The sequence below is a fragment of the Telluria sp. AIW5 genome, from assembly GCF_056680575.1.
The window spans coordinates 734,980-750,226 of the sequence record NZ_CM155289.1 but is presented as its reverse complement, the minus strand read 5'-3'; the positions used below and the strand labels follow the sequence as shown (position 1 = coordinate 750,226).

12 protein-coding genes are annotated in these 15,247 nt (G+C 64.8%); 7 read left to right on the top strand and 5 right to left on the bottom strand.

What is annotated here, in order from left to right:
- The first annotated feature begins 35 nt into the window (after positions 1-35).
- The 4 genes from AC1MEM_RS03255 to AC1MEM_RS03240 all read left to right on the top strand — a co-directional run bounded on the left by AC1MEM_RS03255 (position 36) and on the right by AC1MEM_RS03240 (position 3,430).
- Positions 36-989 carry an N-acetylmuramoyl-L-alanine amidase gene (locus AC1MEM_RS03255; protein WP_499475280.1) on the top strand — a complete coding sequence of 318 codons (954 nt, stop codon included), beginning with the start codon at positions 36-38 and terminating at the stop codon, positions 987-989.
- A 78-nt stretch (positions 990-1,067) separates the two neighbouring features.
- Positions 1,068-1,973 carry a LysR family transcriptional regulator gene (locus AC1MEM_RS03250; protein WP_499475279.1) on the top strand — a complete coding sequence of 302 codons (906 nt, stop codon included), beginning with the start codon at positions 1,068-1,070 and terminating at the stop codon, positions 1,971-1,973.
- Complete coding sequence (locus AC1MEM_RS03245; RefSeq protein ID WP_499475278.1) at positions 1,970-2,587, top strand: M15 family metallopeptidase; 618 nt, start codon at positions 1,970-1,972, stop codon at positions 2,585-2,587. Before AC1MEM_RS03250 ends, AC1MEM_RS03245 begins: the two co-directional genes overlap by 4 nt.
- 213 nt (positions 2,588-2,800) lie before the next feature.
- Positions 2,801-3,430 (top strand): hypothetical protein, encoded by a 630-nt coding sequence (locus tag AC1MEM_RS03240; RefSeq protein ID WP_499475277.1) that lies wholly within the window; start codon positions 2,801-2,803, stop codon positions 3,428-3,430.
- Between the two features lie 312 nt (positions 3,431-3,742).
- Here AC1MEM_RS03240 and dacB read toward each other — a convergent pair whose 3' ends face one another.
- A complete protein-coding gene (gene dacB, locus AC1MEM_RS03235) occupies positions 3,743-5,221 on the bottom strand; it encodes a D-alanyl-D-alanine carboxypeptidase/D-alanyl-D-alanine endopeptidase (RefSeq protein WP_499475275.1) in 1,479 nt (492 codons plus the stop codon).
- Between the two features lie 8 nt (positions 5,222-5,229).
- Positions 5,230-6,468 (bottom strand): nucleoside recognition domain-containing protein, encoded by a 1,239-nt coding sequence (locus AC1MEM_RS03230; RefSeq protein WP_499475274.1) that lies wholly within the window; start codon positions 6,466-6,468, stop codon positions 5,230-5,232.
- 241 nt (positions 6,469-6,709) lie between these two features.
- Between AC1MEM_RS03230 and AC1MEM_RS03225 the strand changes: the two genes are divergently transcribed.
- The 3 genes from AC1MEM_RS03225 to AC1MEM_RS03215 all read left to right on the top strand — a co-directional run bounded on the left by AC1MEM_RS03225 (position 6,710) and on the right by AC1MEM_RS03215 (position 12,649).
- Positions 6,710-8,521, top strand: a complete 1,812-nt coding sequence (locus tag AC1MEM_RS03225; protein WP_499475273.1) for an ABC transporter substrate-binding protein — start codon at positions 6,710-6,712, stop codon at positions 8,519-8,521.
- 272 nt (positions 8,522-8,793) lie between these two features.
- Complete coding sequence (locus AC1MEM_RS03220; protein WP_499475272.1) at positions 8,794-11,478, top strand: TonB-dependent receptor; 2,685 nt, start codon at positions 8,794-8,796, stop codon at positions 11,476-11,478.
- Between the two features lie 214 nt (positions 11,479-11,692).
- The gene (locus AC1MEM_RS03215) at positions 11,693-12,649 is read left to right on the top strand and encodes a S66 peptidase family protein (RefSeq protein ID WP_499475271.1); all 957 of its coding nucleotides are present in this window, start codon (positions 11,693-11,695) and stop codon (positions 12,647-12,649) included.
- A gap of 85 nt (positions 12,650-12,734) precedes the next feature.
- On the opposite strand, the gene AC1MEM_RS03210 is transcribed toward AC1MEM_RS03215, so the two are convergent.
- The 3 genes from AC1MEM_RS03210 to AC1MEM_RS03200 are packed head-to-tail and all read right to left on the bottom strand — an operon-like array spanning position 12,735 to position 15,126.
- Positions 12,735-13,292, bottom strand: coding sequence for a GNAT family N-acetyltransferase (locus tag AC1MEM_RS03210; protein ID WP_499475270.1), 558 nt, complete (start codon positions 13,290-13,292; stop codon positions 12,735-12,737).
- Positions 13,292-14,419, bottom strand: coding sequence for an acyl-CoA dehydrogenase family protein (locus tag AC1MEM_RS03205; RefSeq protein WP_499475269.1), 1,128 nt, complete (start codon positions 14,417-14,419; stop codon positions 13,292-13,294). The genes AC1MEM_RS03210 and AC1MEM_RS03205 overlap by 1 nt, the downstream gene beginning before the upstream one ends.
- A gap of 38 nt (positions 14,420-14,457) precedes the next feature.
- The gene (locus tag AC1MEM_RS03200) at positions 14,458-15,126 is read right to left on the bottom strand and encodes an SDR family oxidoreductase (protein ID WP_499475268.1); all 669 of its coding nucleotides are present in this window, start codon (positions 15,124-15,126) and stop codon (positions 14,458-14,460) included.
- Positions 15,127-15,247 lie beyond the last annotated feature (121 nt).

Genomic DNA, 15,247 nt, shown 5'->3' with positions numbered 1-15,247 from the left:
ACTATTGATAATCGAACATAATCGAACGGAGCGCCATGAAATCCCTTGCAGCTATTTTCCTGATCGCCTTGCTGGCCGGTTGCGCCACCACCCCTGGCGGCGTCAACAAGACGTATTCGGCCAAGGGCCAGTCCAGCCGCGTGCGCTTCCTGGTGCTGCACTACACGGTGTCCGACAAGCCGGTCTCATTGAAGGTCCTGACCGAGCAGGAAGTAAGCGCCCACTACCTGCTCACCGACGATCCGACCCCGACCGTCTACGGCCTGGTCGATGAAACCCGCGCCGCCTATCACGCCGGCAACTCGAGCTGGAAGGGGTTCACGCAGCTCAACAACAGCTCGATCGGCATCGAAATCGTGAATGCCGGCTGGAAGGACACGCCGCAAGGTCGCGTCTACGCTCCCTTCCCGCAGAGCCAGATCGACGCCCTGATTCCGTTGGTCAAAGATATTGTCGCGCGCCATGGCATCCGGCCGGAAAACGTCGTCGGCCACAGCGACATCGCCCCGCTGCGCAAGCAGGACCCGGGGCCGATGTTTCCGTGGTACCAGCTGGCGCAGGCCGGCCTGGTCGTGTGGCCGGACGCCAACCGCGTCGCCGCCGTGCGCCAGGTGTTCGACATCCAGACGCCGGATGCGGTCTGGTTCCAGAAAAAGCTGGCGGCGCACGGTTTCAGCCTGGCCCAGAGCGGCGTTTTCGACCAGCCGACCAGGACCGTGATCGCCGCCTTCCAGATGAAATACCGCCCGTCGAATATCGCCGGCGAGCCGGATGCCGAGACGGCGGCCATGCTCGAAGTGCTGACCACGCCGGCGAATGCGCCGCTGCCGCCGGTGCCGAGCGCGCCGATTCCGGAGATGCGTCCGGTACAGCCGGTGCAGCCAGTAGAGCCCGTGGAGCCCGTGCAGCCTGTCGCGCCGCCGCCGCCGACAACGCCCGCACCTGTCACCCCGCCCAACACGCCGCCGGTTGCATCGAACCCACAGTGACGGTCGCCCTGCAGTGCGTTTCGCTGTATCCTTCGGCCTGCCCGTGCCGTGCGCGGGCGTCTCGTTGAAGGATTAACAATGCGCCTGCGCCACATCGAAGTTTTCCACGCCATCATGCAAGTCGGCACCATCAGCGGCGCCGCCCAGGTCCTGCACATCTCGCAGCCGGCGGTCACGAAAGTGCTGCAGCATGCCGAGCTGCAGCTGGGCATGCCGCTGTTCGAGCGCGTGCGCGGCAAACTGTATCCGAAGCCGGAAGCGCACCGCCTGTTCGCCGAGACCGAAAAGCTGAACCGCGATTTACAGGGCATCCGCCGCCTGGCCGCCAGCCTCAAGGGGCGTGCCGTGGAAACCGTGCGCCTGGTGTCGACGCCGACGCTGGCCATCAGCGTCCTGCCGCAGGCGATGACGGCCTGGCGCCGCGATTTCGCCCAGACCCGCTGCGAGCTGGCGACCTATCACACGAGCGAGATCGTCAACGCGCTGCGCCTGGGCGAAGCCGACCTCGCGCTGTCGCTGCAGGACCCGCGCCACCCGGGCATCGTCGCCGAGCCGATCGCCACCGGCAATTTAACCGTGATGGCGCCTGCCGGCACCTGGAGCGAGGCCGAATGCGCGCAGCCGATCGGCGCCGAAGGGCTGACGGGTGAATTGATCGGCCTGGCCGACAACGATCCGCTCGGCGAGCTCGTCGTCGCCGAGTGCGAGGCGCAGGGCGTGCAGCCGGTGTTCCGGACCGTGGTGCAAACTTACCAGATCGCCCGTTCGCTGGTGGAAGCAGGCGCCGGCACGGCCGTGGTCGACCCGTTCACCGCGGCCTCGGCGGCAGCGGACAAAGTCCAGCGCCGCCAGTGGATCCCGGCCATTCCGGTCCAGCTGTATTTGCTGACGGCGAACCACGCGCCGCTCTCGCACGGGGCGCGCGAACTGGCCAATTGCATCGGCGCGACGGCCCGCGCCTGTCTCGACAAGGGCAGTGCATGAACAGGTCCCACTCGGTGGCCAGCGAAGACATCGCCGGCAGCGAAGAGTTCCGTCACCTCTCAATGATCGCGGGCATCGCGGTCGACCTGCGCTATGCCGGTCCCGACAATTTCGTCGGACGCGATTTGTATTCGCCCTTCGACTGCGCCTGGCTGCACGTCGAGGCGGCCGCTGCCCTGGAAGCGGCCGTGGCCTGGCTTGCGCACCACGCGCCCGGCCACACGCTGCTGGTGCTCGACGCCCTGCGCCCGCAACGGGTGCAGCAGCAACTGTGGGATGTGCTGGAGGGCACCGGCCTGCAGATGTACCTCGCCAATCCGGTGCGCGGCTCGATCCACTCGTATGGCATGGCGCTCGACGTCACCATCCTCGACCCGCAAGGACGCGAGCTCGACATGGGCACCGGCTTCGACGACATGACGGATTTGTCGCACCCGGCGCTGGAAGAGGGGTTCGTCGCTGCCGGCAAATTGAGCGAACAGCAGGTGAGCAACCGCCGCCTGCTGCGCGGCGCCATGTTCGGGGCCGGCTTTGTCGGCATCAATACGGAATGGTGGCATTTCGATTGCGGCGACCGCGATCGGGTGCGCTCTACTTTCCGCCGCGTCTTGTAACACGGTCTCGCACGCTGGCGGCGGTAGCGCCGGGTGTCCCGCCTGCGCCGCGCCTCCCATCTTCCGCGCACACTTGAGTTTTCTCAGCCTTTCCCACCTTTCAGACCCGGACAATCCTCTGGTACCGACGAGAGATTGATGCCGCGGCTTGACGAGTCCGCTTCTTTCCTCTCGCGCACTATCCATTCTTCCAACGGACGAGAGAGGTGTGCAATGAAACGAGTCATCATGGCGGCTGTCGCCGCAACGGCGCTGGCGGGCTGCGGCACGGGAGCGGGCGACATGTTCGTGGCCCAGGACCGGACGGTCGAGTATGTCCGGGTATTCGATATCAAGACCGGGGCGCCGCCGCCGGCCGTCGCGCACGCGGCCAGCGAGGGCATCAGCCGCAACATCCAGAATGCCACGCTGGCCACGCCGCTGCCGGAAACGGCCGAGGTCCTCGACCAGCCCGGCCGCTTCAAAATGGCCGACACCCCGGGCGCCGCGCGTGGTCCCAGCTGCGACGGCGCCAGCTGGACCGCCAAGGCGCGTCCCGACGTGCACGGCAGCCAGGACACGTATGTCGTCGCCTGCCTCTACCCGTATAAAACCGGCTACCACCTCGACATGTATGCCGCGTTCACCAGGAAGGAGGGCGGCTGGCTGGCCTGGCCGCGGCGCGCCACCGGCATGGTGCTCGGCACGCCGGAAAAATTCATCGACAAGACGATGCTCGACCTCGTACGCACGATCCGCGAGACGACCAGGGCGCAGGTGGCGCTGGTCGAAGCGAAACCCGAGGTGGCCGGGGCGCCATGGCTGGAGCCCTCACCCGGCGGCACGCAGGCGTCGAAACCCTGAAACCTGCATGCCCTGGTGGAAGCACGCAAGCCTGGATTCCCGTAAGCGGACAATTAGCTTAACGGGACCTCGAGAAACCGTAGCGAGCGGAAGGGTTTCGTCCGAGCCGCCAAGGCGCCGCGGCTGTACGAATGTACAGCGAGCTATCGCCTTGGCGGCGCAGGGCGAAAATCCGACGCGCAGTAGGTTTATCGAGGTTCCCTCAGAACGCCCAGTCCATACGGGCATACATCTGGCGGCCGTTGACGCCGATCGGGCAGGTCTCCCAGCAGTGGGTGAAGCCCAGCACCGCGTGGGCACGGGGCGCCCACCCTACGGCGCGTTCCCCGCCGCCGGCGTTACCACCCCCGATTTGGCTACCCAGTCCACCAGCGCGTCTACCACCGCGCGCCCGCGCCCATCGCCGGCCAGTTCGTCATTGACCATTGCCACGACCACGTTCTGCACGCCGCTCGCATCCGGCACATACCCGGCGACCGCCACCACATTGCGCAGCGTGCCCGTTTTGAGGCGGGCGCGGCCGGCGGCCGGGCTGCCGTTCAGGCGCCGGCGCATGGTGCCGTCGGTGGCCGCGATCGGCATGCTGGCCAGGAATTCCGGCGCCCAGTTGCTGCGCAGGCCGGCGCGTAACAGCCCGCCCATCTGCGCCGGGCTGATGCGTTCGATGCGCGACAGGCCCGAGCCGTTTTCCATCACCAGGCCGCTGTCGTCGATGGCGTGCGCACGCATCCAGTTGCGCACCGTGGCGTCGGCGCGCGTATAAGTGGTCTGGTCCGGGACAAACGGCAGCGGCCGGCTGCCGAGCAGCGGGTCCGCCTCCAATGCGCCCAGGCTCAGGAACAGGGTGCGCGCCAGCGCATTGTCCGACGGTTTATTGGTATCGCGCACGACTTCCGGCAGCGCGCGCGCGCGGTGCTCGGCCAGCAGGCGTGCGCCCACCGGCGCACTGCCCGCCAGCGTCTTGCCGCTGAGCTTACCGCCCAGCTGCTTCCACTTCAGGCGGAACAAGCCGTCGATATAGTCGTCGCGCTCGAGCACGTTGATGCTGTTGGTCTTCGCGCAGTTTTTCGGATAGGTACCCTGCAGCACGACCTTGATCTTGCCATCCCCGCCGCGCACCGCTTGCGGCAGCTTCCAGCCGTTTTCCCAGGTCGCACAATCGGTGTCGACGAGGGTCATGTTCGATGCGATCGTGACGCCGGCAAGCGCTGGCTGCATGTCCAGCTGCAGGCGCGTAGCGGTGGAACGCATGTCGACCTGCAGCATGTTCTTGTTGATCAGGAGCGCGTCCGGAATGACGTTGTAATAGGCGTCGGGCGACTCGTCGAAGGGCGGCAGGCCGACATCCATGCGCGCCGGATTGAACAGGCTGCGGTCGAGCACCAGGTTGCCGTCGATGCGCCTGATGCCCGCATTGTGCAGCGCGCGCAGCATGCCTTCCAGTACTTCGCCTGATAAGTCCGCATCGGCGCCGCCGCGCAGCACCAGGTCGCCCTTCAAGGTGCCGTTATTGAGCTCGCCATTCGTCAGCAGTTCGGTGCGGCCGCGAAACACGGGGCCCAGCTGCTCGAGGCTGACCAGGGTCGTCACCAGTTTCATGGTGGAGGCCGGCTGCATCGGGCGCTCGGCCAGGTGGGCCATGACGACCTGGTCGCCGCGCAGCACGAGGGCGCTGACGGCATCGGGCCTCATGCCTTGTTCGGCCAGCAGGCGCGCCACCGGTTCCGGCAACTGCGCGTGCGCAGGAAGGCAGGCGAGGAGGGCGGCGGCGACGGCGAGTTGACGGAACATGTACTTCCTTAACCGAAGAAGAGGTAAGCGACGAAAATGGCGGCAATCACGCCGGCGAGGTCGGCCATCAGGCCGCAGGAAATCGCGTAGCGCGTCTTGCGGATGCCGACTGAACCGAAGTACAGCGCGACGATATAGAAAGTCGTGTCGGCCGAACCCTGGAAGATGCAGGCCAGGCGCCCGACGAAGGAGTCGGGGCCATAGGTCGTCATGGTGTCGATCATCAGGGCGCGCGAGCCGCTGCCGGAAAGCGGTTTCATGAGGGCGGTCGGCAGGGCGGGGAGGAATTCGGTGCGCAGGTTGAACTGATTGAACACCCATTCGAAGCCGCGCACGACGAAGTCGAGGATGCCCGCATTGCGCACCACGCCAATCGCCACCAGCATGCCGACCAGATACGGGATGATCGTCAGCGACGTCTGGATGCCGCCCTTCGCGCCCTCGATGAAGGCCTCGTACACGTTCACTTTCTTGCGCAGCGCGCCGACCATGAAAACCACGATGATCGAGAACAGGATCAGATTGGCCGCCACATTCGAGAACAGCTGGATCTGGTCCTTGCTCAGGTAGTTGCTCATGTAATAGATCAGGCCGCCGATGGCCGCCGTCAGGCCGCCGATCCAGCCGAACAGCACCGGGTCGAGCAGGTTGATGCGCTGGCGCAGGCCGACCACGACGATGCCGGTCATGGTCGCGACATAGGTCGCGATCAGGCAGGGGATAAAGATGTCGGCCGGATTGGCCGCGCCGAGGATCGCGCGCTGCGCCATGATGGCCAGGGGAATCAGGGTCAGGCCCGAGGTGTGCAGCACCAGGAACATGATCTGGGCATTGCTCGCCTCCTCCTTGTTCGGGTTCAGCGTCTGCAGGCTTTCCATCGCTTTCAGGCCGAAGGGCGTCGCCGCATTGTCGAGGCCGAGCAGGTTGGCCGAAAAATTCATGACCATGTGGCCGTTCGCCGGGTGGTCTTTCGGCACGCCCGGGAAGATGCGCGAGAAGAAGGGGGCGATGAAGCGGGCCAGCACATTGATCGCGCCGGCCTTTTCGCCGATGTTCATGATGCCGAGCCACAATGTCATCACGCCGGCCAGCGGCAGGGCGATGTCCATCACCGCCAGCTTGGCCGAACTGAAGGTGCCGTCGACGATGCGTTTAAAAATTTCGGTGTCGCCGAGGAACAGCCATTGGGCAAGTGCAGCGACGAAGCTCACGAGGAAAAAACCAGTCCAGATGTAATTCAATGCCATGTGTGGGTCCGATAATTGTCATCCGGGCCGGGACCGGAGCCGGGGCCAGGACAACGCGCCGCAGACGACAGTCACGGCATGCATGCGTACGATTGTGCAGCGGAGAGTATAGGCGCAGAGCAAGGTGCACAGATGAAAGAATGCAGCCGCGCCATGCACAAAAGTTATGAGGAGTTCGTTTCGTTTGCCCGGCGCCCGCACCGCGCATATGATACGCAACGCTCAACCGGGACCTGCACACATGAGACTTCGCGCCACCCTCTTTGCCTTGCTGTTCGCATCCAGCGCCGCCACCTGCGCGTTGTCGACGAGCAGCGCGGCCGCCGCGCCCGCAGCCCCGGCGCAGGGCGAAAAAGTGCTGCACCTGTTCCTGTCGACGGGTGAAACCGGACTCGATCCGGCCGCTGCTTCCGACATTGCAACATTGTCCCTGCTGGAAAACCTGTTCGACCCGCTGCTGCGCTACGACTACCTGGCGCGCCCGGTGCAACTGCGTCCGAACATCGCCACCGCCATGCCCGAGATCAGCGCGGACAAACGCACCTACACATTTCATATTCGTCCGGGCATCTATTTCACCGCTGACCCGGCCTTCAAAGGCGTGAAACGCGAAATGACGGCGCAGGATGTCGTCTACAGCATCACGCGCCTGTACGACCCCACATTGAAATCGCCCTGGTCGTACATGTTCGACGGCAAGCTCGAGGGCGACGAGGCGCTGAAGAAGCAGTTCAGTTACGACACCGCCATCCCTGGCCTGCAGGCGATCGATCGCACTACCCTGCGCATCCGCCTGAAAGAGCCCGACAACAATTTCCTGTTTTATATGGCGACGCCCGCCTCGGGCGTGGTGGCGCGCGAAGTCATCGAGGCCTATCCGGGCCAGGCCGGGAACCACCCGGTCGGCACCGGCCCCTTCATGATCGGCGACTGGAAGCGCAGCGACCGCATCGTGCTGCTGGCGAATCCGTATTCGACGGCCGTGTTCGCGGCGACGCCCGGCAGCGATCCGGAAGACCGCCGGATTGCCGCGGCACTGAACGGCAAGCGCCTGCCACTGGTCGACCGGGTCGACGTCAAAATTGCCGAGGAATTCCAGGGCCGCATGCTCGGTTTCCTGAACAGCGAATACGACTACCTGGAGCAGGTGCCGGAATCGATGACCGACATGGTGATCCGCGACGGTGCGCTCAAGCCTGAGCTGCAAAAACGCGGCATCCAGCTGTCGCGCTTCCCGGTACTGCAGACCTATTACATGTGGATGAACATGAACGACCCGGTACTGGGCGGCTATACCAACGACCGGGTCGCCCTGCGCCGCGCCATCTCGCTGGCCTACAACAGTGCCGAAGACATCGCGCTGTTAAAGAAAGGGTTTGCGATCAAGGCCGAGTCGCCGCTGCCGCCGAACGTGCTCGGCTACGACCCGCATTACCGCAGCCCGGTGCCCTACGACCCGGCCCTCGCCAACGCTTTATTGGACCGCCACGGCTACGGCAAGCGCGATCAGGACGGATTCCGGCGCGCGCCCGACGGCAAACCCCTGACGCTGACCATGCACAGCGAAGCGACGGTCGGCGGCAGGCTGCGTGATGAGCTCTGGCGGAAATGCCTGAATGCGATCGGCCTGCGCGTCGTCTTTAAATCGGACAAGAAGACCGAGATCATCAAGGCTTCGCGCCTGGGCAAGGTGACGATGTTCGAGAGCAACTGGATCGCCGACTTCCCCGACGGCGACAATTTTTATCAATTGCTATACGGGCCGAACGCGGGCCGTGCCAACTATGCGCGTTTTAATTTGCCCGCCTATAACAGCCGCTACGAGCAGGCGCGCCTGCTGACCGATGGCCCGGCCCGCCAGCGCCTGTACTTCGAGATGAACCAGCTGATCCACGCCTACAACCCCTGGGTTCCATTAACCCATGCGGTATCGGCCGACCTCCGCCATCCGTGGCTAAAAAACTACAAGCGCCATCCGGTCGAATTCACGGCCTGGCGTTATCTGGATGTCGATGTTGCGCAAAGGGAACGGATGTCCCAGCAGCCACGCTAGAAAGCGTTGGATTTCCTCTTGCAAACATTCCTCGAAGTTATACTTCCAGCCAGTTATTTCATTGGATGGCGCCAGATGCTGCGCGTAGTCTCGAAACGACCATAAGGTAGTGCCATGACATTACCTATAAAAACAATGTAGTGCCGCCCCAGTTTGAAGTTCGACGGAACCATTAGGAGAGACGCGTGAAGGTAAAGAAACTAGCCCATCTGATTGCCATGATCGGGGTTGCATCCCCCGCAATTGCGCAACAGTTACAACAAGATATCCCGATGGCACGCGTCGAGGTGACTGGTTCGAGCATCAAGCGCATCGCCAAGGAAGGCGCGCTGCCGGTCCAGGTGATTACCTTCGAGCAGATCGAAAAGCAGGGCATCACCACCACCGAAGAGCTGGTGCGCACGATTTCGGCGAACGGCACCGGCGCCGACAACATGACCTCCGGTAATAACGTGTTTGGCGCCGATGCCGACCGCGTCAGCGGCGGCGCGTCGTTCGCCTCGCTGCGCGGCCTGGGCCCGAACAGCACCCTGGTGCTGCTCAACGGCCGCCGCATCGCCACCCACGGCGGCAGCGGCAAGGCAGTCGACCTGAACTCGATTCCTCTGTCCGCCATCGCGCGCGTCGAAATCCTCAAGGATGGCGCCTCGGCGATCTACGGTACCGATGCGGTCGGCGGCGTGGTGAACTTCATCCTGCGCACGAATTACCAGGGCGTCGAAGCCTCCGCCACCGCCAACGTCACGGAAGCCGGCGGCGGCACCACCCGCCGCGCCACCCTGCTGGCCGGCCATGGTGACCTCGACAACGACCGCTTCAACGTGATGGCGGCGGTGACGGTCGACAAGAACGACATGCTGCATTCGCACCAGCGCGACTTCGCCAACGGCTTCCAGCCTTCGCGCGGCCTGTCGCCGGACACCACCGGCACCCCGTATGCGAACCAGCTGACCGGCCCCGGCACGGCGCTGGGCCCGAACTTCACGGTCCCGGGCGATGCCACCAAATACCAGCAGGCCAACCTGCTGAGCTTCCAGAACAAGTGCGACACGATTCCCTACATGTCGCAGTACCAGAGCCAGCTCTGGCCGGATGTCACGCCGGTGACGCGCACGCGTTACTCGTGCGCGTATGACTATGGCGCCGACTACGTCATGATGCCGCCGGCGGAACGCGCCAACGCGATCGCCCGCGGCAGCTTCCAGATCGCGCCGGGCCACCGCCTGTTCGTCGAAGGCATGGCCTCGCGCTCGAAGGTCACCTCGATCCTGACCCCGATGCAGATCTCGACCTCGCTGGGCAACGGCAGCGCCTATCCGGTCGGCGGCGCCTATTACCAGGACCTGTCGCAATACGTCTCGACCTTCGATAAAACCAAGCCGATCATCTACAAGTGGCGCGCCAGCGACTTCGGCAACCGCGAGATCGAGAACACCACCGAGAGCGCCCGCCTGCTGGTCGGCCTCGAGGGCACGCTCGACCGTTGGGACTACAAGCTGGGCCTGTCGCGCGCGATGAGCAAGACGCAGACCGCGATCAACAATGGCTACGCCTACACCACGCCGATGTACCAGGCACTGGGTACCGGCAAGATCAACCCATGGCTGGCGCCGGGCCAGGCCCAGAGCGCCGAAGCGATGGCCCTGATCGAGTCGACCAAGTTCCGCGGCGACCTGCAGCACGGGCGCACCACGCTGACCCAGCTCGACGGCTCGATGTCGGGCGAGGTGTTCCAGCTGCCGGCCGGCGCCGTGGCGGCCGCCGTCGGTTTCGACCTGCGCCGTGAAGGCTATGGCTATGGCCAGGATGCCGACGCGACCATCGTCTGGCAGGCGCCGGGCAATGCCGCGCTGCAGGAAGCAACGCGCAACATCAAGGCCGTGTACGGCGAACTGATCGTGCCGGTCGTAAAAGACCTCGAAGTCCAGCTGGCCGTGCGCCGCGACGACTACAGCGTGATCGGCGCCACCACCAATCCGAAGATCGCCTTCCGCTACCAGCCGGCCAACTGGCTGCTGTTCCGCGGTTCGGCCAACAAGGGCTTCCTCGCGCCGAGCTTCACCCAGCTGTATTCGGCCTCGCTCGACGGCGAACTGCCGAACGGGACGATCGACCCGGTCGGCTGCCCGCTGAACCCGGGCAATCCCGACTACTGCGCGATCGCGCGCCTCGACTTCAAGGCCGGCGGCAACTCGGCGCTGCGTCCGGAAACGTCGAAGCAGGGCACGCTGGGTATGGTGATCGAGCCGGTCAAGGGCTTCTCGGCCTCGCTCGACTACTGGATCATCAACACCCAGGACAAGATCCTGAACCGTACCCCGCAGATCATCCTGGCGAACCAACCTGCGCTGGCCGAGAACGTGATCCGCAATCCGGCCAACGCCAGCGGCGTCGGCACCATCGAGTACGTGCGTTCGGGCTGGATCAACGCCGGCGGCGTCAAGACCCGCGGCGCCGACCTCGGCCTGCGCGGCGACGGCAAGGTGAGCGGCTACAAATGGAGCGCGGCACTGGACGGCACCTGGACCCAGAGCTACAAGTTCGCGGAACTGGCCGGCCAGCCGTACAAGGAATACGTCGGCCAGTTCTTCACGCGCGACCTGTACCTGCGCTGGAAACACAGCGCGACCCTGTCGGTCAGCCGTGGCGACTGGAGCGGCATGCTGAGCCAGTACTTCGCCAGCGGCTACAAGGATCAAGTGCCTAACAAGGGCCTCGGCACGCCGCCGGCCGGCTTCGATCCGGACGTGGCGAGCTACACCCGCTTCGGCCTGTCGGGCACCTACACCGGCTTCAAGAACACGTCGATCACCTTCGGCATCCAGAACCTGTTCGACCGCGATCCGCCGTTCACGGCGCACAACGTCGACGAGGTCGTCGGTGCCGGCTGGGATCCGCGCGTGGCCGATCCGCGTGGCCGTTCGTACTCGCTGACGCTGAAGTACAAATTCCTCTGATCGGGGAAAGCGGGCTGCCGGCCAGGCGCAAGCGCGTCGGGCCGGCAGTTTTTTTATTGTCGTTCACACCGCCATCGACGGCGGCTTCGCCATGTCCCGTAGCGATCATCACGGCAGGCGCGCCTTCTGTACGTTGTTGGCCGCCGCCGCGCTCGACCCCTTGTCCGCCCTCGCTGCGCCACGCAGGCGCGTGCGCCGTTCGCCTCCCGCTCCCATGAAGAAGCTGATCAAACCTCCGCGCCTGCAGCCGGGCGACACCGTCGCCCTGGTCGCGCCGGGCGGCTACGCCACCGAAAAATCGATCGCCAAGGCCCGCCGCAACATCGAAGCGCTCGGTTTGAAAGTGAAAGAGGGCGCGTCCCTGCGCGAAGTGAACGGCAACTATGGCGGCAGCGTGCCGCAGAGGATCGCCGACCTGCACGCGATGTTCGGCGACCCGGAGATCAAGATGATCTGGCCGGTGCGCGGCGGATCCGGCTGCATCTCGCTGCTGGCCCACCTCGACTTCGGGCTGATCCGGGCGAACCCGAAGATTTTATTGGGATACTCCGACATCACGGCGCTGCACCTGGCGATCCACAAACACGCGGGACTGGTGACCTTCCACGGCCCGGTCGCTTCGTCGACGCTGACCGACTATGCGATCGCGCAGATGATGGCGGTGCTGTCCGATCCGCAGCCGCGCACCACGATCCCGATGGCGCTTGAGAACAGCCGGCGTGCACTGACGGAACCCCAATTTGCCGTGCGCACCGTGCACGGCGGGACGACAACCGGGCCTCTCATCGGCGGCAACCTGAGCCTGGTGGCGGCGCTGGCCGGCACGCCCTATGCGGCCGATTTCAAGGACAGCATCCTGTTCCTGGAAGAAGTCAACGAAGCGCCTTACCGGATCGACCGCTGGATGACCCAGCTCGATTTATCCGTCGGCTTTTCAAAGGCGGCGGGGGTGATGGTGGGGGTGTGCGAAGACTGCGGGCCCGAGCATGAGGAGATTTCATTGACCCTCGACCAGACGCTGGACATCCACCTGCAGCCGCTGTCGATTCCGGCCGTCACCGGCTATTCGATCGGGCATATTCGCGACCAGTTCACGATTCCGATGGGGATACGGGCGACGCTCGATACTGAGCGGCAGACGGTGACGCTGCTGGAGGCGGCGGTGAGCTGAGGTTCGTAACGCGTGGAGTCAGGACTCCACCCAACGACTATTGATGACCGTAGGGTGGAGTCCCGACTCCACGCGTTTGACTTCCTCACCGCAGCCGATACGTCATGTACACATACCCATGCTGTTCGCCATCGATGCGAAACAGGTCGGGCAGCTCGCCCGCGAAGGTAAAACCGCAGCGCTCGTACAAGCGGCGCGCCGGCCGGTTCGACGACAACACCTCGAGGTCGACCCAGTCCAGCGCCGGCTGCGTGCGCGCCCACGCGAGGGTCGTGGCCAGCAAGCGTTCGCCCAGTCCCTGGCATCGATAATCGCGGTGCACGCCCATGCCGAGCAGGCAGCGGTGGGGAGAGGCCCGCTCCGGCCGCGCGCGCAGGTCGGCGTGGCCGCAGATGGCGCCGTCCGCATTGAGCGCCATCCAGGCGCGGCGCCAGCCCGGCGCGCCCACCTCGGCATTCAACCCGATCGCAAAGGCGGCGCGCTTGTCGACCGGGAAGCGCGAATCGGCGCGCGCCATTGGCTGGAACAGCGGCGTGCCGCCACGGCCGTTGTCCTGCAGGTGGTCGTCCAGGTAGACGAACAGCGCCGGCAGGTCGGCGGCCGCCACGCTGTGGATCGCGGGCGCGGCGTGCGCTTGCTGCATTACAGGGCCCGTGCGATCAGGATCTTCTGGATGTCGCTGGTACCTTCGTAGATCTGGCAGACGCGCACATCGCGATAAATGCGCTCGATCGGGAAGTCGGCCACATAACCGTAGCCACCGAACACCTGCATTGCGTTCGACACGACGCGCTCGGCCATCTCGGAAGCGAATAACTTCGCCATTGCCGCTTCTTTCAGGCAGGGTACACCGGCATCCTTCAGCGAAGCCGCGTGCAGGATCAGCTGGCGCGCGGCCTCGATCTGCATCGCCATTTCAGATAAACGGAACTGCACGGATTGATGTTCGAAAATCGGCTTGCCGAAACTCTCGCGCTCTTTCGCATAGGCCAACGCCGCCTCGAAAGCCGCGCGCGCCATGCCGACCGACTGCGAGGCGATGCCGATGCGTCCGCCCTCGAGTCCCGACAGGGCGATTTTATAACCCATGCCTTCTTCGCCGATCAGGTTGGCGGCCGGGACGCGGCAATTCTCGAACACGATTTGTGCCGTGTCGGACGAGTGCTGCCCCATCTTCTGTTCGATGCCGGCGACGATATAACCTGGGGTAGTGGTCGGCACCCAGAAGGCGCTGATGCCCTTCTTGCCCGCCGCTTTATCCGTGACTGCCATGACGATGGCGACGTCGCCATATTTGCCGCTGGTGATGAATTGTTTGGTGCCGTTGATGACGTATTCATCGCCATCGCGGGTGGCCGTGGTGCGCAGGGCGGCGGCGTCGCTGCCGGTATGCGGCTCCGTCAGCGCAAAGGCGCCGAGCAGTTCGCCCTGGGCCAGGGGAACCAGCCACTGCTGCTTCTGCGCTTCGCTGGCGTACATCATCGCGATGCTGCACACCGGGCAGTTGTTGACCGAGATGATGGTCGAGATGCCGCCGTCGCCGGCCGCGATTTCTTCCAGCACCAGCGCCAGCGACACATAGTCGAGGCCCGCGCCGCCATACTGTTCCGGCACCGCCACGCCAAAGGCGCCGAGTTGCGCCAGTTCCTTCAGTTCGGCTTTCGGAAAATAATGTTCCTTGTCCCAGCGGGCGGCCTGCGGGGCCAGGCGTTCCTGCGCAAAGCTGCGCAGGGCGTCGCGGATCATCTGGTGTTCTTCGGTCAGGATCATGGTGTCTCGTTGTGTTGTTGTCGTATGCGTAAAACGGCTTACCAGGGAATCGGGTCGCCGTCGTGGTTCAGGAAACTGCCGTTCGCCTCCGGCGTGGCCCCGGCCAGCGTTGCACGCAGGTCGCGCACGCTGTGTTCGACCGTGATCGCCGCGCTCGCACCGCCCATGTCGGTCTGGACCCAGCCGGGGTGGAAAGCGATGCAGGTGGCGCCTTGCGGACCAAACGTGAGCGCCGTGTCGCGCAGCACCGAATTCAGGGCCGCCTTGCTGGCGCGGTACAGCGAACCGTTGGCGCTGTTGCGCGCGCCGATCGAACCCATGCGCGAGGACAGCACGCCGAGTTTGCCGCGCGTGGAGGCGACCAGGGGCGCGACGACCGGCAGCAGGCGCATGGCCGCCAGCACGTTGGTGTGCATCACGCTGTCGAAATCGTCCTGCGTCGGGAAGCCGTCCTGGCGCGGGCCGTACACGCCGGCGACCAGCCAGGCGGTGTCGATCTTTTCGTCGTCGAGTTTCCAGCCGAGGCCGGCGATCGCCTCGGCGTTGGTGACGTCGAGTTGGTGCGCTTCGGCACCGAGTTGGGTCAGTTCGTTGATGTCTTGCGGTTTGCGCGCGGTGGCGATCACGCGCCAGCCGTCGGCGCGGTACTGGCGTGCCAGTTCGTGGCCGATGCCGCGCGAGGCGCCGATGATCAAAGCGGTAGGCATGTTTTAGCTCCCGTCAGGTCGAAGTTCGAAGCGAGAATAATATTGCGGTTTTTTGCGGCACGAACGCGTGGGCATGCCCACCCTACGGTGCACCACCGCCGCATGAACAAAATCGAGGCCG